Annotated in this window: 15 protein-coding genes and 1 riboswitch; of the genes, 6 read left to right on the top strand and 9 right to left on the bottom strand. The window is 71.3% G+C overall.

Annotated features, from left to right (window positions below; genetic code table 11):
- Window positions 1-89: 89 nt before the first annotated feature.
- Window positions 90-3,227 (top strand): isoleucine--tRNA ligase, encoded by a 3,138-nt coding sequence (ileS, locus tag ET989_RS01200; protein ID WP_131166730.1) that lies wholly within the window; start codon window positions 90-92, stop codon window positions 3,225-3,227.
- A gap of 62 nt (window positions 3,228-3,289) precedes the next feature.
- Here ileS and ET989_RS01195 read toward each other — a convergent pair whose 3' ends face one another.
- The 4 genes from ET989_RS01195 to ET989_RS01180 all read right to left on the bottom strand — a co-directional run bounded on the left by ET989_RS01195 (window position 3,290) and on the right by ET989_RS01180 (window position 7,854).
- Window positions 3,290-4,216 carry an alpha/beta hydrolase gene (locus ET989_RS01195; protein ID WP_131166729.1) on the bottom strand — a complete coding sequence of 309 codons (927 nt, stop codon included), beginning with the start codon at window positions 4,214-4,216 and terminating at the stop codon, window positions 3,290-3,292.
- Window positions 4,216-6,249, bottom strand: coding sequence for an acyltransferase family protein (locus ET989_RS01190; protein ID WP_131166728.1), 2,034 nt, complete (start codon window positions 6,247-6,249; stop codon window positions 4,216-4,218). Before ET989_RS01190 ends, ET989_RS01195 begins: the two co-directional genes overlap by 1 nt.
- A 70-nt stretch (window positions 6,250-6,319) precedes the next feature.
- The gene (locus tag ET989_RS01185; RefSeq protein ID WP_131166727.1) at window positions 6,320-7,369 is read right to left on the bottom strand and encodes a lipoate-protein ligase LplAB; all 1,050 of its coding nucleotides are present in this window, start codon (window positions 7,367-7,369) and stop codon (window positions 6,320-6,322) included.
- Window positions 7,300-7,854, bottom strand: a complete 555-nt coding sequence (locus ET989_RS01180; protein ID WP_131166726.1) for a DUF1707 SHOCT-like domain-containing protein — start codon at window positions 7,852-7,854, stop codon at window positions 7,300-7,302. The genes ET989_RS01185 and ET989_RS01180 overlap by 70 nt, the downstream gene beginning before the upstream one ends.
- 125 nt (window positions 7,855-7,979) lie before the next feature.
- Here ET989_RS01180 and ET989_RS01175 point away from each other — a divergent pair, with 125 nt between their 5' ends.
- From ET989_RS01175 to ET989_RS01160, 4 genes are all read left to right on the top strand, one after another.
- Entirely contained in the window at window positions 7,980-9,239 is a 1,260-nt protein-coding gene (locus ET989_RS01175) for an aspartate kinase (protein WP_131166725.1), read from the top strand.
- 121 nt (window positions 9,240-9,360) lie between these two features.
- A riboswitch (TPP riboswitch) is annotated at window positions 9,361-9,467 on the top strand.
- A 40-nt stretch (window positions 9,468-9,507) separates the two neighbouring features.
- Entirely contained in the window at window positions 9,508-10,590 is a 1,083-nt protein-coding gene (locus ET989_RS01170) for a thiamine ABC transporter substrate-binding protein (protein ID WP_131166724.1), read from the top strand.
- Between the two features lie 25 nt (window positions 10,591-10,615).
- Entirely contained in the window at window positions 10,616-12,259 is a 1,644-nt protein-coding gene (locus ET989_RS01165) for an ABC transporter permease (protein WP_131166723.1), read from the top strand.
- Window positions 12,253-13,335 (top strand): ABC transporter ATP-binding protein, encoded by a 1,083-nt coding sequence (locus tag ET989_RS01160; protein WP_131166722.1) that lies wholly within the window; start codon window positions 12,253-12,255, stop codon window positions 13,333-13,335. The genes ET989_RS01165 and ET989_RS01160 overlap by 7 nt, the downstream gene beginning before the upstream one ends.
- Before the next feature lie 20 nt (window positions 13,336-13,355).
- On the opposite strand, the gene ET989_RS01155 is transcribed toward ET989_RS01160, so the two are convergent.
- Together ET989_RS01155 and ET989_RS01150 are read right to left on the bottom strand one after the other, a co-directional pair.
- Window positions 13,356-14,498 (bottom strand): hypothetical protein, encoded by a 1,143-nt coding sequence (locus tag ET989_RS01155; RefSeq protein ID WP_131166721.1) that lies wholly within the window; start codon window positions 14,496-14,498, stop codon window positions 13,356-13,358.
- Window positions 14,495-15,034 carry an RNA polymerase sigma factor gene (locus ET989_RS01150; RefSeq protein ID WP_131166720.1) on the bottom strand — a complete coding sequence of 180 codons (540 nt, stop codon included), beginning with the start codon at window positions 15,032-15,034 and terminating at the stop codon, window positions 14,495-14,497. Before ET989_RS01150 ends, ET989_RS01155 begins: the two co-directional genes overlap by 4 nt.
- Before the next feature lie 117 nt (window positions 15,035-15,151).
- On the opposite strand from ET989_RS01150, the gene ET989_RS01145 reads away from it, so the two are divergent.
- Window positions 15,152-15,685 carry an NADPH-dependent FMN reductase gene (locus tag ET989_RS01145; RefSeq protein WP_131166719.1) on the top strand — a complete coding sequence of 178 codons (534 nt, stop codon included), beginning with the start codon at window positions 15,152-15,154 and terminating at the stop codon, window positions 15,683-15,685.
- Here the strand turns inward: ET989_RS01145 and ET989_RS01140 are convergent.
- From ET989_RS01140 to ET989_RS01130, 3 genes are all read right to left on the bottom strand, one after another.
- Window positions 15,682-15,909 carry an IclR family transcriptional regulator domain-containing protein gene (locus ET989_RS01140; protein ID WP_421958203.1) on the bottom strand — a complete coding sequence of 76 codons (228 nt, stop codon included), beginning with the start codon at window positions 15,907-15,909 and terminating at the stop codon, window positions 15,682-15,684. The genes ET989_RS01145 and ET989_RS01140 overlap by 4 nt on opposite strands.
- A 54-nt stretch (window positions 15,910-15,963) precedes the next feature.
- A complete protein-coding gene (locus ET989_RS01135; RefSeq protein WP_165489967.1) occupies window positions 15,964-16,122 on the bottom strand; it encodes a helix-turn-helix domain-containing protein in 159 nt (52 codons plus the stop codon).
- 131 nt (window positions 16,123-16,253) lie between these two features.
- Window positions 16,254-19,601 carry a DEAD/DEAH box helicase family protein gene (locus tag ET989_RS01130; protein WP_131166716.1) on the bottom strand — a complete coding sequence of 1,116 codons (3,348 nt, stop codon included), beginning with the start codon at window positions 19,599-19,601 and terminating at the stop codon, window positions 16,254-16,256.
- Window positions 19,602-19,605: the final 4 nt, after the last annotated feature.

The raw sequence follows: 19,605 nt of genomic DNA, 5'->3' as shown, positions 1-19,605 counted from the left end.
GAGGCGTCCAAGAAGGGTGGTACCGCGGGGTTCGCCTCGTCCCTTCGGCTTCGACAGGCTCAGCCAACCGAAAGACGAAGAGGGACCACATGACCACCCAGCCCGGGTACAACGTCGTCGCGCCGCAGGTCGACCTGCCGGCGCTGGAGCACGACGTGCTCGCGTTCTGGCGCGACAACGACACCTTCAGCAAGTCGCTGGCGCAGACCGCCGACGGCCCCCGTTGGACGTTCTACGAGGGCCCACCCACCGCCAACGGCATGCCGGGCACCCACCACATCGAGGCGCGCGCGTTCAAGGACGTGTTCCCGCGCTTCAAGACGATGCAGGGCTTCCGCGTCGACCGGAAGGCCGGGTGGGACTGCCACGGACTGCCCGTCGAGCTCGCCGTCGAGAAGGAGCTGGGCTTCTCCGGCAAGGCCGACATCGAGGCCTACGGCGTCGAGGCGTTCAACGAGCGTTGCCGCGCGTCGGTCACCCGCCACGTCGACGCCTGGACCGGCCTGACCGAGCGCATGGGCTACTGGGTCAACATGGACGAGGCGTACTGGACGATGTCCACCGACTATGTGCAGTCGGTGTGGTGGAGCCTCAAGCAGATCCATGACGCCGGCCTGCTCGTCGAGGACTACCGCGTCGCCCCCTACTGCCCGCGCTGCGGCACGACGCTGTCCGACCACGAGCTCGCCCAGGGCTACGAGGACGTCACCGACCCGTCGGTCTACGTCCGCTTCCCGCTGACCTCCGGCCCGCTCGAGGGCAAGGCCGACCTGCTCGTCTGGACCACGACCCCCTGGACGCTCGTCTCCAACACCGCCGTCGCGGCGCACCCCGACGTCACCTACGTGGTCGCCTCGAAGGACGACGACACCCTCGTCATCGCCGAGCCGCTGGCCGAGAAGGTGCTGGGCGAGGGCTGGAAGCTCGGCCCGTCGTTCTCGGGGAAGGAGATGGAGGGCTGGCGCTACGGGCGTCCGTTCGAGCTGGTCGAGTTCCCCGACGTCGTCGGCGGCACGCACTACGTCGTCAACGCCGAGTACGTCACGGTTGAGGACGGCACCGGCCTCGTGCACCAGGCGCCCGCCTTCGGCGAGGACGACATGATCACCTGCCGCGCCTACGGGCTGCCGATGGTGAACCCGATCCGCCCCGACGGCACCTTCGCGCCCGACGTTCCGATGGTGGGTGGGCAGTTCTTCAAGACCGCCGACAAGGCGCTCGTCGCCGACCTGCAGCAGCGCGGGCTGATGTTCCGCGTGCTCGACTACGACCACAGCTACCCGCACTGCTGGCGCTGCCACACCACGCTGCTCTACTACGCGCAGCCGTCCTGGTACATCCGCACCACCGCGATCAAGGACGCGCTGGTCCGCGAGAACGAGAAGACCAACTGGTACCCCGAGCACATCAAGCACGGGCGCTACGGCGACTGGCTGAACAACAACGTCGACTGGGCGTTGAGCCGCAAGCGGTACTGGGGCACCCCGCTGCCCATCTGGCGCTGCGAGGACGACCACCAGGTCTGCATCGGCTCGCTCGCGGAGTTGGGCCAGCTGGCCGGCCAGGACCTCGACGAGCTTGACCCGCACCGCCCGTTCGTCGACGACATCACCTTCGGCTGCCCGACCTGCGGCAAGCCGAGCCACCGCGTGCCCGAGGTCATCGACGCCTGGTACGACTCGGGCTCGATGCCGTTCGCGCAGTGGGGCTACCCGTGGGCGCCGGGCTCGGAGGAGCAGTTCCAGCAGGCCTTCCCCGCCGACTTCATCTGCGAGGCCATCGACCAGACGCGTGGCTGGTTCTACTCGCAGATGGCGGTCTCGACCCTTGTCTTCGACCAGTCCGACTTCAAGAACGTCCTGTGCCTGGGCCACATCCTCGCCGAGGACGGCCGCAAGATGTCCAAGCACCTGGGCAACATCCTCGAGCCGATCCCGCTCATGGACCAGCACGGCGCTGACGCGGTGCGCTGGTTCATGGTGGCGGGCGGCTCGCCGTGGGCTTCTCGCCGGGTGGGTCACACCACGATCCAGGAGACCGTCCGCAAGGTGCTGCTGACGTTCTGGAACGCGGTCAGCTTCCAGTCGCTGTACGCCCGCACCAACGGGTGGACGCCCACCGGCGCGGCCCCGGCCGTGGCCGAGCGGCCGGTGATGGACCGCTGGCTCGTCGCCGTGCGCAACGACCTGGTCCGCGACGTCAGCGAGGCGCTGGAGGCCTTCGACACCCAGCGCGCCGGATCCCTGCTCTCGGAGTTCGTCGACGACCTCTCCAACTGGTACGTGCGGCGCTCGCGCCGCCGCTTCTGGGACGGCGAGGCCTCCGCGCTGTGGACCCTGCACGAGACCATCGACACCGTCACCCGCCTCATGGCCCCGATGGCGCCGTTCATCACCGAGCGCGTGTGGCAGGACCTCGTGGTCGCCGCCGTGCCGGGTGCGCCCGAGTCGGTGCACCTGGCCGCGTGGCCGACCGTGGACGCCGAGGCCTCCGACCCCGAGCTGGTGGCGTCCATGCGCCTGACCCGGCGCCTGGTCGAGCTCGGTCGCGGCGCCCGCTCCGAGGCGCAGGTCAAGACGCGCCAGCCGCTGCGCCGCGTGCTGGTGCCGTCGGCGTCCTTCGCACGGCTGACCGACGAGCTGGTGGCCGAGATCGCCGCCGAGCTCAATGTGGGCGCGGTGGAGTCGTTCGCGTCGGCAGGCGACCTCGTCGACCACTCCGCCAAGGGCAATTTCCGGGCGCTGGGCAAGCGGTTCGGCAAGGACACCCCGAAGGTTGCCCAGGTGATCGCCGACGCGGACGCCGCCGCCCTGGCCGCTTCGCTCGCCGCGACGGGCGAGGCCACGGTCGACTGGGCCGGCGGCACGGTCGTGACCGCCGACGAGGTCATCGTCTCCGAGCGGCCGCGCGAGGGCTGGTCGGTGGTCAACGAACAGGGCGAGACCGTCGCGCTCGACCTCGAGCTGACCCCCGAGCTGGTGCGCGCGGGGCTGGTCCGCGAGGTCGTCCGCATGGTGCAGGACGCCCGCAAGCGCCTCGGGCTCGAGGTCTCCGACCGGATCTCCCTGACCTGGGCGGCCGGCGGCGAACTCGGCGAGGCCCTGCGCGGGGCGTCCGCCCTGGTGGCCGACGAGGTGCTGGCCACCTCGATCGTCGAGGGGGAACCGACCGGCACCGTCGTGACCGACGAGGAGCTGGGCCTGAGCTTCTCGGTGGCCAAGGCCTGATCGTCGCCGCCCACGGGGACGAGGAGGACGTCGCCGAGAGCCCCGAGCCGGGCGTCTGAGCCTCAACCCTCGGGCGCCGGCTCCAGCGCCGCGAGCGCGGCGTCCGTGCCGAGCATGCCCGCGAGGTCGTGCCCGACGCCGGGCACGACGATGAGGGGCTGGCGCGTGGCGACCTCGGGGCCGAACATCTCCCGGATGTGCCGGACGTAGTTCACCGCGCGCTCCTCCCGGTTGGCGCCCTCGGCCATCGCGCCGCAGCTGCGGTCGAGCGAGGCCGAACGCGGGTCGTCGTCTGCGGTGCCGATGAGGTACCGCACCGAACGCCGTGCGTACTGCTCCTCGATCTGCCCGATGGACAGCCGCGAGGCGTACCGGTTGCGGTGGTCGAGGCCGTAGCGCCACGCGTTCCAGGCCGGGCAGTCGGCGGTCGGCCCGGGGCGCTCGTCGGAGAACCACACGTAGCTGGACGGGTTGATCACCACGTACGCGTCCAGTTCGGTGGGGGAGACCGCGGCGTAACGGTTCGTGAGCTGGCCGCCCCCGGAGAAGCCCACCAGCGTGACCGCCCGGTCGTCGAGGCGCGCGACCAGCTCGTCGAGCGCGGCGTACGAGGAGGCGCCCGCGTCCGACTCGGCCCCCTCGGGCCACGTCATCGTGCCCCACACGTGGCCGCCGGGGAGGGCGTCCACCGACGTCGCGAAGTGGGGCGCCAGCACGACCGTGCCCGCCGGCTCGCCACCCAACGCGTCCACCACGGCCTGCCGCATGCCGCAGGCGTTGCGGTCCAGCCCGTGCACGGCCACGATGACGCGGCGGACGTCGGCGCCCCAGCCCTCGATCGGGGCCGAGGCGCAGTAGGCGAGGCCGCCCCCGGCGACCTGCACGGTGTGGACGAGGTCGCCCTTGGGCGGCTGCTCCAGCGGGTGCTGCGCGCACGCCGCCAGGACGGGGGCGGCGAGCAGGGCCGCCACGGCCACGCGCCACCGCATCAGCCCATCGCCTCGTCCCAGGCCTGGGCGAACACATCGCCCATCGACTCCAGGTAGGCCCGCGAGAGGTGGTTGGAGTCCATGTAGACGTAGGTGTTGCCGATCACGCCCGGGCAGATGCTCACCTTGGTCGGGGGGCAGAACCAGTCGGAGAAGTCGAGGTAGTACTGGTTCGGCAGGTCGGCCAGGCCGCCGGTCGGCCACGCCTCGCCGAGCTTGTCGGCGCGGCGTGCCGAGCAGCGCGGGTCGTCGGTGCCGTACCGCTGGATGCACTCAGGCATGTCGAAGGCCCAGCGCGGGTTGTCGCGGACGTTGACCACCGCGATGCCGGCGTGGGCCACCGGGGCGATCGCCTCGGCCCACCCCCAGTCGTCGTGCTCGGCGCCGTCGGCGCGGGTGGAGGAGCCGGTGCTGATCACCTGGTCGGGCCGCGTCTCGAGGAGCCACGCGATGGCCTCGTCGGTGTACTCGGTGCAGCCCGGGTCGGGGTTGGGGGAGCCCACCCGGCAGGCCGCCCGGCCGTACGCGGCCAAGCGCCATCCCCGTTCCTCGGCCAGCGGGATGAGCGTCGTCAGCCACTGGAAGGCGTGGCTGTCGCCGACCACGGCGACCACGCGGGTCGGGGTCCCCTCGGGCTCCAGGACGCCGCACCAGCCCAGGTCCGGGCGCGCCGGGTGGCCCGGGACGCCCTCCTCGCAGGGCGGCAGGTCCTGGGGCCAGTCGAGGGCGATGGCCCGGTCGCCCGGGGCGATGCCGCGGCCGGGCGTGGGGCTCGGAGCGGTGGGCAGCGCGGGGGCGGGCGTGACGGCGGCGTCCGGGCCCGGGGTGAGGGCGCGGGCGCCGGGGCGCTGTTCGGGCGCCAGCGCGGCCGTGGCGCGGTCGTCCGCCTCCACCAGAGCGGCCACGCCGCCCAGAACGGAGGTCGCCATCAGGGTGAACGCCACGATCGCCGTCGCCGCGTACCGCTTGGAGCGCAGCAGGTCGAGGCGGTGGAAGCGGCGCTCCACCAGCCGGGTCGACAGGTCGGCCAGCACGAACGACAGGGCCAGGATCGTCAGGGAGTCGACCGGTCCGGTGCGGTGGTCGCCGTTGGAGGTCAGGACGACGGTGAAGACGTAGACCGGCCAGTGCCACAGATAGAGCGAGTACGCGCGGTTGGCCACGAAGGTGACCGGACGCCGTGACAGCCACCACGCGGCGTGCCCGGCGTCGTCCGACCGGGGGCCCGACAGGATGACCAGCGCCGCGGCCGCCAGCGGCGGCAGGGCCGCCCAGGCCGGGAACGCACCGCGTCCCCACAGCAGGCCCGTGGCCAAGAGGAGGGCCACGCCCGCCCACGAGAGGGCCCGGGCGAGCGCGGCCGGCATTCGGAGCGTGGGCAGCAGGGCCACCAGCCCGGCGGCGGTGAACTCCCACGCGCGCGCCCACGTCTCGAAGTAGGCAGCGGCAGGGTCGACCTCCACCCGGTGTACCGCCCAGGCGAACGAGGCGACGGTGGCCAGGCCCAGCACGACCGCCAGGGTCCGCCGGATCGGGATGCCGCGGTGGCGCTCCAGGGCCGCGGCGGCCACGAACACCAGCGGCAGGAGGACGAACAACTGCCCCTGCAGCGACAGGCTCCAGAAGTGCTGGAACGGGTTGAGGCGCTGGGGGTCGGCGACCATGTAGTTCGCCTCGTCGGCGATGAGTCGCCAGTTCTCGCGGTAGATCAGGGACGCCCGCGCGTGGTTGAGCAGCCCCTCGTAGCGCGTCGGCGGCAGCACCACCCACCCGACTGCCGTCGTCGCCGCCACCACGATGGCGGCCAGCGGCACGAGCCGGCGGAACCGCTGCACCAGGAAATCGAGCAGCCGGAAAGCGGTGCCCTTGCGGACGAAGCTGGCCGTCATCAGGAAGGCCGAGATGAACAGGAACACGTCCACGCCGCCGGAGACGCGGCCCGCCGTCCAGAGGTGGTAGGCCACCACGAGCAGGATCGCGACACCGCGCAGTCCGTGGATCTCGGGGCGGAAGCCCGCGGCAGAAGGCTGCATGGCTCCTCACGCGGTGTCGGGGGGTCGGGAACCCACCATCCTACCCCGGGACGCCCCGGGCCCACCCGGGTCAGGGGACGCGGTGCGTCCAGGCGTCGGTGAGGAACTTGGAGTCCATGAGCGCGCGGGCGGCGTCCAGTTCGGCGTCGGTGTAGGACGCCTCGCGCACGTCGTGGGTCGCGGCGAAGGACGCCATGAAGCGCCGGATGATCTCGTCCCGCGGCAGGCCCGTCTGCGAGCGCATCGGGTCGACGCGCTTGTTGGCCGATTTGGTGCCCTTGTCGGACATCTTCTCCCGGCCGATGCGCAGCACCTCCAGCATCTTGTCGGCGTCGATGTCGTAGGCCATCGTCACGTGGTGCAGGACGGCGCCGGCCGCGAACCGCTTCTGGGCGGCGCCGGCGATCTTGCCCTTCTCCGAGGCGATGTCGTTCAGCGGCACGTAACGCGCCTGGATGCCGACGTCGGCCAGGGCCGTCATCACCCAGTCATCCAGGAACGCGTAGCTCTGCTCGAAGCTGAGGCCCTCGACCAGCGAAGTCGGGGCGTGCAGGGAGTAGGTGATGCAGTTGCCCGGCTCCATGAACATCGCCCCGCCGCCCGAGATGCGCCGCACCACGCCGATGCCGTGCCGGGCCGCGCCCTCGGGGTCGATCTCGTTGCGGTAGCTCTGGAAGGAGCCCATCACCACCAGCGGGGAGTCCCAGTCCCAGAACCGCAGCGTCGGCGGCCGCGTGCCGGCCGCGACCTCGCGGGTGAGCACCTCGTCGAGGGCGACGTGCATGGCCGGCTGCAGCGTGACCGGGCCGATGAGGTCGAAGGTGTGATCGGCCCACCCGGTCGCTTTGCCGAGCGCGCGGCGGACGGCGATCCCCACGGACGTCGGCGTGAAGCCAATCATCTCGACCCCGTCAGGCAGGGCGGCCTCGATCGCGCGAGCCAGCCCATCCGCGTTGGTGGTGTCGGGGAGGCCCGCCAGGGCGGCGTTGATGTCCTCCAGCGCCTCGTCCGGCTCGAGGAAGAAGTCGCCGTGCACGAACGCCCGGGTGATCATCCCGTCCGCGACCTCGACGTCGACCGCGACCAACTTGCCGCCGGGAACCTTGTACTCGCCACGCATGACCGCCAGCGTAGGCCTCCTACCTCTCCAGGTACGGTGGGGGGCTTGCGCTGGTTGTTGCTGATCTGGCTGAGCACGATGCTGCCGATGATCGCGATGATGATGAACGTGGCCCAGTTGCCGGTGACGATGCCCATGACGATGGCGGCCGGCCAGATGACGCCCTTGGCGACGGCGAGCCAATCGGTGTTGCCCGTGGTGCCCGGCGGGGCGGAGTCCGGACGCGGTGCGGGGGTGTTGGCGTACGTCGGCGCCCACGTGGCGGGCTGCGCGTACGGCTGGAGCGGAGAACCGGGGTGCGGGGCGGGCAGGTCCGCGAACAGGGGCTGGAAGTCCGCAGCGATGCGCGCCGACAGGGCGGCCGAGAGGCGCTCCTCGAACTCGTCGGCGTCGAGGCGTCCGGCCTCGTAGTGCTCGCGCAGCATCTGGGCGGCGGTGTCCCGCTCGGCGTCGGACAGCCGTTGGGGGACCGGGTCGTAACTCATGGGAATCCCTCCTGTCCGCGCCCATCTTGGCACGCCACCGGGGCGACCGGCCGCTGGGACGCACGCTCCCGCGACGTGGGACGTGGCAGAGTTGGGGCCGGTTTCAACTGGAAGGGGACCCGACCGTGCGTGTGGTGCAGAAGTTCGGCGGCTCGTCGGTGGCGGACGCCGCCAGCATCAAGCGTGTCGCCCAGCGCATCGTCGCGACCAAGGAGCAGGGGCACGAGGTGACCGTCGTCGTGTCGGCCATGGGCGACACCACCGACGAACTGCTCGACCTCGCCCAGCAGGTCAGCCCCAACCCGCGGGCCCGCGAGATGGACATGCTGCTGACCGCTGGCGAGCGGATGAGCGCGGCCCTTCTGGCGATGGCGATCAACGACCTGGGCCACACCGCCCGGTCGTTCACCGGCTCTCAGGCCGGCGTCATCACGTCCGAGAAGCACGGCGACGCCCGGATCATCGACATCACGCCCGGCCGCATCGAGTCGGCGCTGGAGGAGGGCGACGTCGTCATCGTCGCCGGCTTCCAAGGTGTCTCGCAATCCACCAAGGATGTGACCACGCTGGGGCGTGGGGCGTCCGACACCACCGCGGTCGCGCTCGCCGCCGCGCTGGGTGCGGGCTACTGCGAGATCTACTCCGACGTGGACGGTGTGTTCACCGCCGACCCGCGCATCGTCCCGGGGGCGCACCGCATCCCGGAGATCGGCTACGAGGAGATGCTGGAGATGGCGGCCAACGGCGCCAAGATCCTGCACCTGCGCTGCGTTGAGTACGCCCGCCGCGAGAACGTCCCGGTGCACGTCCGGTCGTCGTTCTCCGACAAGCCGGGCACCTGGGTCAAGCACATCGACGAGGAGGATTCCGTGGAGAACCCCATCATCACCGGCATCGCGCACGACCGCCACGAGGCCAAGATCACCGTCGTCGGCGTGCCCGACCGCGTGGGCGCTGCGGCCGAGGTGTTCACCACCGTGGCGGACGCCGGCATCAACATCGACATGATCGTCCAGAACGTCTCGGTCGAGGGCGGCACCACTGCGATCTCGTTCACGCTGCCGCAGTCCGACGGCGCCAAGGCCCGGGAGGCGCTGGAGGCCGCCCAGGGCAGCATCGGCCACACCCAGCTGATCTACAACGACAAGATCGGCAAGGTCTCGGTCATCGGCGTCGGCATGCGCTCGCACCCCGGCGTCTCCGCGACGGCGTTCCGCGCACTGGCCGAGGCGGGCATCAACATCGAGATGATTTCCACCTCCGAGATCCGCATCTCCGTGCTGGTCGACGTCGATGACCTCGACAAGGCCGTCCGCGCCTGCCACACGGCGTTCGGCATGGACGCCGACGGCGAAGCCGTCGTCTACGCCGGCACCGGCCGCTGACGGGCGACAAACCTGAGCGACGGCTCTCGCACCCGTGCGACAGATCTGGCTGACGCCATGCACGCTATAGCGCGTGAGGTGTCAGCCAGATTCGTCGCACGGGGTATCCGAGGTAAGCTGGCCGGACAGACAGGGGAGCGCCCGAGGGGGCGCTGAGAGTGCGGAGCACCGCAGACCCTCGAACCTGATCCGGTTAGCACCGGCGTAGGGAGTCGAGTTCTCATTCGGCCAGCGAATGGCCGTCCCCTCCACACCAGGAGGAAGCAGCATGTCCACCAACCCGAAGGGCCGCCGCGCCGCAGTGGCCGCCCTCGTCACCGTCACCGCCCTCGCCCTGGCGTCCTGCGGTGGGACGCCGGCAGCCAGCCCGAGCGGGGCTTCGACGAGCTCGGCCAGCCAGAAGCTCACTGTCGTCACCCACGACTCGTTCAACCTGAGCGAGGAGGTGCTCGCGAAGTTCAAGGCCGACTCCGGCCTGGACGTCACGTTCGTCGCCCCCGGCGACGCCGGCACGGTCACCAACCAGCTCGTCCTCACCAAGGACTCCCCGCTCGGTGACGTCGTCTTCGGCATCGACAACACCTTCGCCGGACGCGCGCTCGCCGAGGGCGTCATCGCGCCCTATGCGGCGCAGGGTCTCCCGGCTGCGGATGCCGACGCACTCAAGGCCGACGACTCCGGGCGCCTCGTCCCCATCGACTTCGGTGACGTGTGCATCAACGCCGACACCGCGTGGTTCGAGGCCAACGGCAAGGCCGTCCCCGCCACGCTGGACGACCTGGTCAAGCCCGAGTACGCCGACCTGCTCGTCGTCCCGAACGCGGCGTCCAGCTCGCCCGGGCTCTCGTTCCTCGTGGCCACCGTCGGCGCCAAGGGAGACCCGGGCTGGGTCGACTACTGGACCCAGCTGAAGGCCAACGGCGTCCTCGTCGCCAAGGACTGGACCGAGGCCTACACGGTCCAGTTCTCCGGCAGCAGCGGCAAGGGACCGCGCCCGCTCGTCCTGAGCTACTCGACGTCGCCTGCGTTCGAGGTCGTCGACGGCGCCGCGCCGCCCACGGCGTCCCTGCTCCAGACCTGCTTCCGGCAGGTCGAGTACGCCGGCGTGATCGAGGGCGCCGCCAACCCCGAGGGCGCGCAGGAGTTCATCGAGTTCCTGCTCAGCCCCGAGGTGCAGGCCGACATCCCCGGCCAGATGTACATGTACCCGGCCGTCACCAGCACCGAGCTGCCGGCCGAGTGGGTGCAGTACGCGCCGCTGTCGGACGCCCCGTTCACCGTCCCCGCCACAGAGATCGCCGAGAAGCGGGACGGCTGGATCCGGACCTGGACGTCGACGGTGGTCGGCTGACCCTTCGACAGGCTCAGGGAACCGCATGACACGGCGCGTCGGGTGGACGCTGGCGGGGGCCATCCCGCTGGCGTTCCTCGCCGTGTTCTTCGCCTGGCCCGTCGCCACGCTCGTCGGGCGCGGCTTCTTCCCCGACGGGCCGTTCACGCTCGACGGTTTTGCTCAGGTCTTCTCGGACGCCCGCACCTGGCGCGTGATCCGGACGACCCTCGCCCAGGCTGCGGCGGGTACCGTCGCGGCCGTGCTGCTCGGCATCCCGGGGGCGTGGGTGCTCTACCGCACCCGCTTCCCGGGGCGCTGGCTGGTGCGCGCGATCGTCACCGTGCCGTTCGTGCTGCCCAGCGTCGTGGTCGGCGTGGCGTTCAAGAGCCTGGTGATCTCCACCGGGCCGCTCGGTCACCTCGGCCTGGATCGGTCGTTCGCGATCATCGTGGCGAGCCTGGTGTTCTTCAACTACGCGGTCGTCGTGCGCACCGTCGGGGGGCTGTGGGCGTCCCTCGACCCTCGTGTCGAGCAGGCCGCGTCCGTGCTGGGCGCCTCGCCCGGCCGCGTGTTCTGGACGATCACCATCCCCGCGCTGGCTCCGGCGATCGCGTCCGCGGCCGCGCTGGTCTTCCTGTTCTGCGCCTCCGCCTACGGGGTCGTGATGGTGCTGGGCGGCGCCTCCTACGGCACCATCGAGACCGAGATCTGGTTCCTCACCACGCAGCTGCTCGACCTGACCGGCGCCGCAGCGCTGTCGATCGTCCAGCTCGTCGTCGTCGGCGCGGCGCTGATCGTCTCCAGCCGGCTGCAGGCATCCCAGGCCCGCGCCCAGCGGCTGCGCACCGACGAGTCGGTCGAGTCGCCCTGGACGGCCCGCCGCGACCTCGGCCCCACGATCCTGACGGCCACGGTCGTCGTCGGCCTGCTGCTGTTCCCCATCGCGACGCTCGTCCAGCGCAGCCTGACGACGGCGTCCGGGCTGGGACTCGACCACTACGCCAACCTCGCCTCCACCGGCGGCGGCACCCTGTCCGTGCCCGTCTGGGAGGCGGTCGGCAACTCGCTGCGCACGGCGTCCGCCGCGACCGTGCTCGCGCTCGTGCTGGGCCTGCTCGTCAGCCTCGTCGTCTCCCGCAGCCCCCGCAACGAGGTCGGACGCCGTGCGCTCGGCCTCCTGGACGCCGCGTTCATGCTGCCCCTGGGGGTGAGCGCGGTCACCGTCGGGTTCGGGTTCCTGATCACCCTCAACCGGCCCCCGCTCGACCTGCGCAGCTCGCTGGTGCTGGTGCCGATCGCGCAGGCGCTCGTGGCGCTGCCGCTGGTGGTCCGCGTGCTGCTGCCGGTGCTCCGCGCCATCGACCCGCGGCTGCGCGAGGCGGCGGCGGTGCTGGGGGCGAGCCCCGGCAAGGTGCTGCGCGACATCGACCTGGCGTTCCTGGGCCGCGGGCTCGGGTTGGCGACCGGCTTCGCGTTCGCGACGGCGCTGGGCGAGTTCGGGGCCACGTCGTTCCTGGCCCGCCCCGACCAGCCCACCCTGCCGGTCGTGGTGTTCCGCCTGATCGGACGCCCCGGGCTGGAGAACCAGGGCATGGGCTTCGCTGCCGCCGTCCTGCTGGCGGTCGGCTGCGCCGTGGTGATGGGCCTGGCTGAGAGGATGAGACCCCAGGAGGCGATGACATGGTGACGAACCGGACCGGGCTGGGCGTGCACGACGTGGTCGTGCGCTACCGGGTCTCGACCCAGCAACCCGGCTACACGACGCCCGCGAAGCGGCCGCTGTTCTCGTGGGCGGCGCCGAAGCGCCCGGCGGCCGAACCCGGCGACGGCCGCACCGTCACCGCCGTCGACGGGGTGTCGCTCGACGTCGCGCCCGGCGAGGTGGTCGCGCTGCTGGGGGCGTCCGGATCGGGCAAGTCGTCGCTGCTGCGGGCGATCGCCGGGCTGGAGCCGCTGGCTTCCGGCCGCATCACCTGGGATGGCGAGGACCTCTCCGGCACCCCCACCCACAAACGCAACTTCGGGATGATGTTCCAGGACCCGGCGCTGTTCCCCAGCCTGAACGTCGGCAAGAACGTCGCCTACGGGCTGCACAAGCAGCCGCGGACGCGCCGGGCGCAGACCGTCGAGAAGTTCCTCGACCTCGTCGGCCTGCCCAGCTTCGCCGGCCGGAAGACGACCGAGCTGTCGGGCGGGCAGGCCCAACGCGTGGCGCTGGCCCGGTCGCTGGCCCCGGCCCCGCGCCTTCTCCTGCTGGACGAGCCGCTCTCGGCGCTCGACCGCGGCCTGCGCGAGCACATGGTCGGCGTCCTCAGCGACGTGCTGCGGGCCACCGGCACCACGGCCGTCCACGTCACGCACGACCAGGACGAGGCGTTCGCGCTGGCCGACCGGGTCGCGATCCTGGCCGACGGGCGCCTCCTGCAGTTCGACACCCCCGAGAACCTCTGGAGCCGCCCCGCCTCGGCGGAGGTCGCGACGTTCCTGGGCTACTCCACGTTCCTCACCCGGACCGACGCGGACGCCCTCGGCCTGGGTCACCTGACCGCCGACCACGTCGTCGCGCTCGGCCCCGAGAGCCTCACCGTCGACCCGGCCGGGGTCCAGCTCCGGGTGAAGGAGCAGAAGGTGCGCCGCGGCTACGTCCAGGTGACGCTGCTGCTGCCCAGCGGGGCGAAGGCCGGGCTGCGCGTCCCCGAGAAGGTGTCGGCGGCGACCGTGGGCGTCCGGACGGACCCCGACGCGGTCGCCCTGATCGGCTGACCGCGTCGGCGGTTCGGGGCTCAGTCGTTCTCACGGACGCCCGCGCGCACCGTCCCGTCGTCGAGGGTGAGGGTGAACGTCGCCTCGGCCCCCGGGCCGGGCTCGAACGACGCGATGGACCACTCGGCCCAGAAGGCCCCGTCGCGCACCCGTGCCTCGTGGTCGACGCCGTCGAGGTGCACGGTGACCTTCGTCACGCGGTCGCCGACCAGGCCCTCGACCGTCCGGACCAGGCCCGTGGGGCCCGAACCGCCGCCGTACGCGACGCGCCCGACGGACGTGGGTCCGGGCTTCGGCCCGATCGCCTGCATCAGGTCGGTCTGGACGTCGGTGAGCACCGTCCCGTCGGCCAGCGTCACGTCGAGCTCGGCGGTCACGCCGGCGGCCCTCTGCGGCGTGACGCCGGTGACCGGCCACCAGGCCGCGTAGTGGCCGTCGACGACGCTCGCGCTGACCGTCTGGTCGCCGGAGCGGACGACGACCTCGCGCACCTGCTCGCCGACGTCGCCGACCACGTAGGCGTAGCCGGAGGTGCCCTCGAGCTGGAGCCCCACCCCGCCGCCGGTCAGGCCGTTCGCGGGCGCCACGACCGGGGCCACCCCGGCACCGGGGGCGCTGCCGGTGAGCCCGTCGACGCGGCCGTTCTCGGCCGAGGCGAGGCACTGGGCCTCGGCCCCGTCGGCGCCGGCCATCGCCAGGAACACGTGCGAGCCGCGCTGCTCGGCCAGGACGACCCGGGCGCTCGCCGGATCCACCGAGACCTCGCCTGCGCTGCGGTCGTTCCACTGGGCCATGCCGGCGCGGCAGGACTCGGTCGCCCGTGACAGCAGCGGCTCGGCGACGGGGGTGGGCGTGGGCGTCCAGTCGGCGTAGGCGTTGGGGACGGTCGGGCTGCCCGGCAGGAGCAGCGAGCCGGCCACGAGCGCGGACGCCGCCGCCACCGGCACCAGCCAACGCATGACGCGGCGGGGCGAGGGGGCGCGCTCGATCGGGGTCATGGTCGCCGTGACCGCCGGGGCGGTGGCGGCGGGGCCGACCAGGGAAGCCAGCAGCGCGTCGGCGCGATCGCGCTGGGCGTGGGTCAGTACCGGCTGGGCGGCATCGAGGTCGCGCAGGGCGGCCTCCAGTTCGGCGTCGGTCATCAGGTCGGGTGAGTCGTTCATCGCAGAGCCTCTCGCAGGTCGGGTTCGGCCGCGGCGCCGGCGAGGTGCCGGCGGAGCGCGGCCCGGGCGCGGGACAGGCGGACGCGGTAGGCGCCGGCCGTGGTGCCGAGGACGGCGGCGGACTGCTCCGCCGTCAGCCGTTCGAAGACGGCCAGGCCCAGCACCTCGGACTCGGCGTCGGTCAGCCGACCCCAGGCCTGGGCAAGGTCGAGCCGGGACGCCACGGCCTCGGCGGCGTCCGACACGGGGCCGCCGGACGCCGCCACATCGGCGAGCCGGACGGCCAGGGCATCGGCGCGGCGCTGGCTGCGAAGCTCGTTGAGCAGCACGTTCCGGGCGATGCCGAACAACCAGGCCCTGGCGGAGTCGAGGTCGCGGGGGAGTTCCGCGACCCGGCGCCACGCCACGAGGAAGGCCTCGGCCGCGATGTCCTCGCCCCGCTCCGGCGCCGTCCTCCGCTGGGCGAAGCGGACGACGTCGGCGTGGGTCACCTCGAAGATCGCGGCGAACCGGTCGGTGTCTCGTTTCTGGTCCACGTCCTGATCCTGTCCGGATGTCGCCCCGGTGTTACACCCGGCTCTTCGGCCACCCGTTAGGGTCGAAAGGGACGGACCCGGCGACGCCGGGCATGACCTGCACCAGGGGGACAACGGATGAAGATCGGAATCATCGTCGGCTCGATCCGCGAGGGACGCAAGGGCGAGGCCGTCGGCCAGTGGGTGGCCGAGCAGGCCCAGGGGCGCGACGCCACCTACGAGCTGCTCGACCTGAAGGCGTTCGACGTGCCGCTGCTCACCAGCCCGACGCACCCGATGCAGGCGAAGAAGTCCTACGACGACGAGCGCGTGCAGGCCTGGAGCGACGCTGTCGACTCCTGCGACGGCTACGTGTTCGTCACGCCGGAGTACAACCACGGCGTCCCGGGCGCGCTGAAGAACGCCGTGGACTCCCTCGGCTCCGAGTGGGTCGGCAAGGCCGTCTCGCTCGTGGGCTACGGGTCGGTGGGGGGCGTTCGCGCCATCGAGAACTGGCGGACGGTGCTGGCGAACTTCTCCGCCGTCGTGACCCGCGCCGAGCTGAACCTCAGCACCTTCACCGACTGGGCCGACAACGAGTTCAAGCCCTCGGAGCGCCGCACCAAGGAGATCGCCGAGCTGTTCACGGCGCTGGAGAAGGCCGCCTCCTAGGGCTGGCGGACGGCCTCGTCGTCCGACTCCGCCAGCATCCCGAGCCCGCCCGAGGTGCGGTGGGCGGGGAACACCATGCCGGTGCGGTGGCCGACGCGCAGGGAGTGCGAGCACTCGACCTCGGCCACCAACCGGACCATCCGCCTTGTGCGCACCCTCAGCGTGACGGTCTCCTCGAAGGTCGCCCTGAGGCGCGCCATCGGCCCCAGCGCGGCGTCGCGCAGGGATCCGGTCGTGCCGGGCAGCTGCTCGACCTGGCCCAGCAGCGGCCCCAGTCGTTAGGAGCGCCCCTCGCGGGTGGCGAAGTCGCGGTAGACGAGCATCGCCAGCAGCCGGTGGGCGGTGCTGGGGGCGACGCCGAGGTGGGCGGCGGCGTCCGACACCGTGGTCGTGCCTTCCATCTGCAGCAAGGACGCCAGGCGCAGGGCGTGGTCCACGCTGGTGATGCTCCCGCGGCCTCCCTCGATCCAGCGGGCCCCCGGGCAGCGCCACGGTTCCATTGGTGTCCGACCAGCCACCTTCTTCAAAACAAATCACCAACCCATACACCCGGTGCAAATCGGAGGGACTACGCGACTTCCCCTGGAATGGCGTGCTTTCTGATGGTGCGCAGAGTGTCGACGATCACCGTCACCTCGGCCTCCGGGAACACGTAGTCCGGGCCGGTCGGCGCGTGGTCGGTGTACGGGGATTCGAACAGTCGCTGGGGCTCCATCACGCCGTTGCGGGTCAGCTCGTCGACGATCAGGTTCACGAAACGGACCTGGTCAGCGGTGAATCGGGTGCGGTCGAGGTAACGCTCGAAGGCGTCGGTCACGGCCGCTCGGTCGAGCCCGACCAAGCCACGAACGAAGATGCCGAGGCCGCCGGTCTTGGTGTTGGCCCAGGCGAGGTCGGCCTGTTGTCCGCCGGAGGCAACCAGCAGCCCCTCCAGTTCAGCGAGATCGTCGGGGGTGAGTTGCTTGTTGCGACGCAGCCGCTGCAGGGCGAGGTTGTCCAGGTGCTCGCGCAGGTAGGCCTCTGCCTTGGCGCGGAAGCGCTCGAAGTTGGTGCCGGGGGTGACCCCGGGCAGGTCGACCTCGACGCTGTCGCCGAGGGTGTCGGCGAAGTCGGTGTAGACGGGGTTGCGCTGGGTCTTCTCGATGAAGCGAACCAAGCCCCGAAGCTTGCGGCGCGCTTCTTCGAGCATCGGGAGAGTGACGTCGACCCACCACTCGTCGCCAGCGACAGCTTCCAGCAGCACGGCCTGCGCCACGACGCTCGGAATGGCAGTTCGCCCCAGCAAGGCCCCTGCGATGGCCTGTACTGCTTCGCGCAGCCGTTCCGCCAGGAGCGCGTCGCCGTCGAGTTGGGCCAGTTGTCGGTGCAGGACGAGCAGGTCGAAGCGCTTGGCATCCTCGTCGTCGTCACGCAGGGACGACGGGAGGCCGGACAGCCCCAGCAGTGCCTCGGAGTCGGACGGCGACAACGACGCCCATGCCTCGGGGACGCGGAAGCGCTCCACGGTCGCGCGGTGTGGACGCACCACGAAGTTGTCGAGGTTCATCCCGTTGACGACCTCGTGAAGCGTCGCACCGGTGGCCCGGCGCAGCTCCGGTTCGGCGTCGCCGAGGGCGAGGATCAGCCCGAGCCTCGCCTCGAACAAGCGCTGCGAGAGCGGTTTGGCGAGCTGCGTCTCTGCCCCGGGCAGGTTCTGACCGAAGTATTCGAGGTTGCCGCAGAAGTCGAGGACGAGGAAGTCGGGCTTGTCCTGGCCGGGGCCGTAGAGGTCGGGGCAGAGGCGGGTACCGCGTCCGATCATCTGCCAGAACTTCGTCTTGGAGCGCACGGCTTTGAAGAACACGAGGTTGACGACCTCGGGCACGTCGACGCCGGTGTCGAGCATGTCGACGCTGATCGCGATGTGCGGAGCCTTGTCCTTGGTCGAGAAGTCGTCGATCAGCGACTGGGCGTACGGGCTGGCGTGGGTGATGACGCGGGCGAACGCGCCAGCGTATTCAGGAAAGGCCAGGTCGAACCGCTGCTGGATGAACTCCGCGTGCCGTTGGTTCTTGGCGAAGATGATCGTCTTGCCCAGCCGGTCCCCGCCCGCGACCCGCCGGCCTTCGGTCATCAGGGTCGCGAGCACCTTCTCGACGGTGTCCTCGTTGAACAGGAACCGGTTCAGTTCCTCAGCGCCGACCTCGTCCGGCGGGCCGTCCTCGCCCCAGTCGAGGGCGTCCCACTCGTCCTTCTCGGCCTCGCTGAGGTCGTCGTAGGCGATCCCGGAGCGCAAGAACCGGGTGCCGACGCTGAGCCCCTTCGGCGGCACCAGGTAGCCCTGCTCGACCGCTTCGTCGAGGGTGTAGGCGTCGGTCGGGACGCCGTCCTCCAAGTGGAAGAGACGGTAGGTGTTGTGGTCGACCTCGTCCTTCGGGGTGGCGGTCAGGCCGACCAGCAGCGCGTCGAAGTAGTCGAAGATCGCGCCGTACTTGGCGTAGACGCTGCGGTGGGCCTCGTCGATCACGATCAGGTCGAAGTGGCCGGGCCCGAACCGGCGGACGCCGCCGTCGACGTCGTCGATCAGGTTCATCATCGTCGGATAGGTCGACACGTACACGCGGCCGTCGGTGGCCTTCTCCTCGACCAGATTGACCGTGGTCGAGCCAGGCAGTTGATCCTTGAACGCGTTGGCCGCCTGCCGAACCAGCGCCGTGCGGTCGGCGAGGAACAGGACGCGCTTGACCCAGTTCGCTCGCTGCAACAGATCCACCAGCGCGATCGTGGTGCGGGTCTTGCCCGAGCCGGTCGCCATCGCCAGCAGGGCGGCGCGCTGCCGACGATCGAACGAGGCAGCAACGGCCTTGATCGCGCGCACCTGATAGGGACGCCCGGCGATCTCGGTGTTGACGGCTGCCGACGCGAGGGGCGTCCGGGTCGTGCGTCGCTGGATCAGAAGTTCGAGTTCGTCGGCGGTGTAGAAGCCCTGGATCTCGCGGGGCGGGTAGCCGCCGGCGTCGTCCCAGATCCGGTGGGTGTAGCCATTGCTGTAGAAGATCACCGGCCGGCGTCCGAACGCGTGCCCCAGGCAGTCGGCGTACAACGCGGCTTGCTGCTGGCCCATGTCGGGCGACTTCGAGGTTCGCTTGGCCTCGACCACGGCCAGCGGCAGCCCGTCGGCGCCCCACAGCACGTAGTCGGCGTAGCCCTGCCCTTCGGCGTTTGGCATTCCGGTGACCGGGTATTCGCGGTCGCGGGTCTGGTCGAGCGGCCAGCCGGCCTCGTGCAGCAGCAGGTCGATGAACTCCCGTGCACCCGCCTCGTCGTAGTCGCGGGTGTCGGGGGCCAGGGAGGCCTGCGCTGCCGCGATCTGGGCGCGAAGGTCGGCCAGCTCGGCGTCGCGGGCGGCGAGTTGCTCGTCCCGGACGGCGAGTTCGCGGGCGTGCGCTTCGTCCTGTGCCTGGAACTGTTGGGCGAGCCGGGCGACCTCAGCCCGGGACAACGGCGCTGCCCTGGCGGCAAGCTCGGGGTCGAACGTGGCCTGCAGCGGCACGACCTCCGGGTGTGGCGAGTGGTGGTAAGACGTCCAGAGCACCAAGTTGAACAGTTCTCGGAGCACGGCCAGTGCCACGTCAGGACGGATCAGTCGACCGTCGTGGACGGCGGTGTTGGAGACTTTGCGGATCGTGGTCAGCTTGGCGGTGATCCCGTGCGGGACCCTTGCCTGGAAGCCCGGATCGCTGACCTTCGCGGCCAGATCGTCGCGGTACGGCAGCGGCAATGCGAGCACGTCGTAGAGGTAGCTCACCAGCCCTTCGACCACGCGGCGGGCGTAGAAGCAGGCCGCGCGTGGGTCGGAGGTCAGATACGACTCCGCCCGGACGCAGTCGGCGTGCACAGCCGGAAGCGTCTGACGTACGAAGTCGAAGTTGGCCATCGGG

This window comes from Propioniciclava sinopodophylli (assembly GCF_004324755.1).
GTDB classification, from domain to species: domain Bacteria; phylum Actinomycetota; class Actinomycetes; order Propionibacteriales; family Propionibacteriaceae; genus Propioniciclava; species Propioniciclava sinopodophylli.
The sequence above is the reverse complement of the archived record's forward strand: the minus strand, read 5'-3'. Positions and strand labels throughout refer to the sequence as shown.

Bases quoted from the DNA above. Each gene is read 5' to 3' on its own strand.
- ET989_RS01165 (WP_131166723.1), top strand. From the start codon at position 10,616: ATGACACGGCGCGTCGGGTGGACGCTGGCGGGGGCCATCCCGCTGGCG.
- ET989_RS01180 (WP_131166726.1), bottom strand. From the start codon at position 7,854: ATGAGTTACGACCCGGTCCCCCAACGGCTGTCCGACGCCGAGCGGGAC.
- ET989_RS01160 (WP_131166722.1), top strand. From the start codon at position 12,253: ATGGTGACGAACCGGACCGGGCTGGGCGTGCACGACGTGGTCGTGCGC.
- ET989_RS01130 (WP_131166716.1), bottom strand. From the start codon at position 19,601: ATGGCCAACTTCGACTTCGTACGTCAGACGCTTCCGGCTGTGCACGCC.
- ET989_RS01185 (WP_131166727.1), bottom strand. From the start codon at position 7,369: ATGCGTGGCGAGTACAAGGTTCCCGGCGGCAAGTTGGTCGCGGTCGAC.
- ET989_RS01170 (WP_131166724.1), top strand. From the start codon at position 9,508: ATGTCCACCAACCCGAAGGGCCGCCGCGCCGCAGTGGCCGCCCTCGTC.
- ET989_RS01195 (WP_131166729.1), bottom strand. From the start codon at position 4,216: ATGCGGTGGCGCGTGGCCGTGGCGGCCCTGCTCGCCGCCCCCGTCCTG.
- ET989_RS01145 (WP_131166719.1), top strand. From the start codon at position 15,152: ATGAAGATCGGAATCATCGTCGGCTCGATCCGCGAGGGACGCAAGGGC.
- ET989_RS01190 (WP_131166728.1), bottom strand. From the start codon at position 6,249: ATGCAGCCTTCTGCCGCGGGCTTCCGCCCCGAGATCCACGGACTGCGC.
- ileS (WP_131166730.1), top strand. From the start codon at position 90: ATGACCACCCAGCCCGGGTACAACGTCGTCGCGCCGCAGGTCGACCTG.
- ET989_RS01155 (WP_131166721.1), bottom strand. From the start codon at position 14,498: ATGAACGACTCACCCGACCTGATGACCGACGCCGAACTGGAGGCCGCC.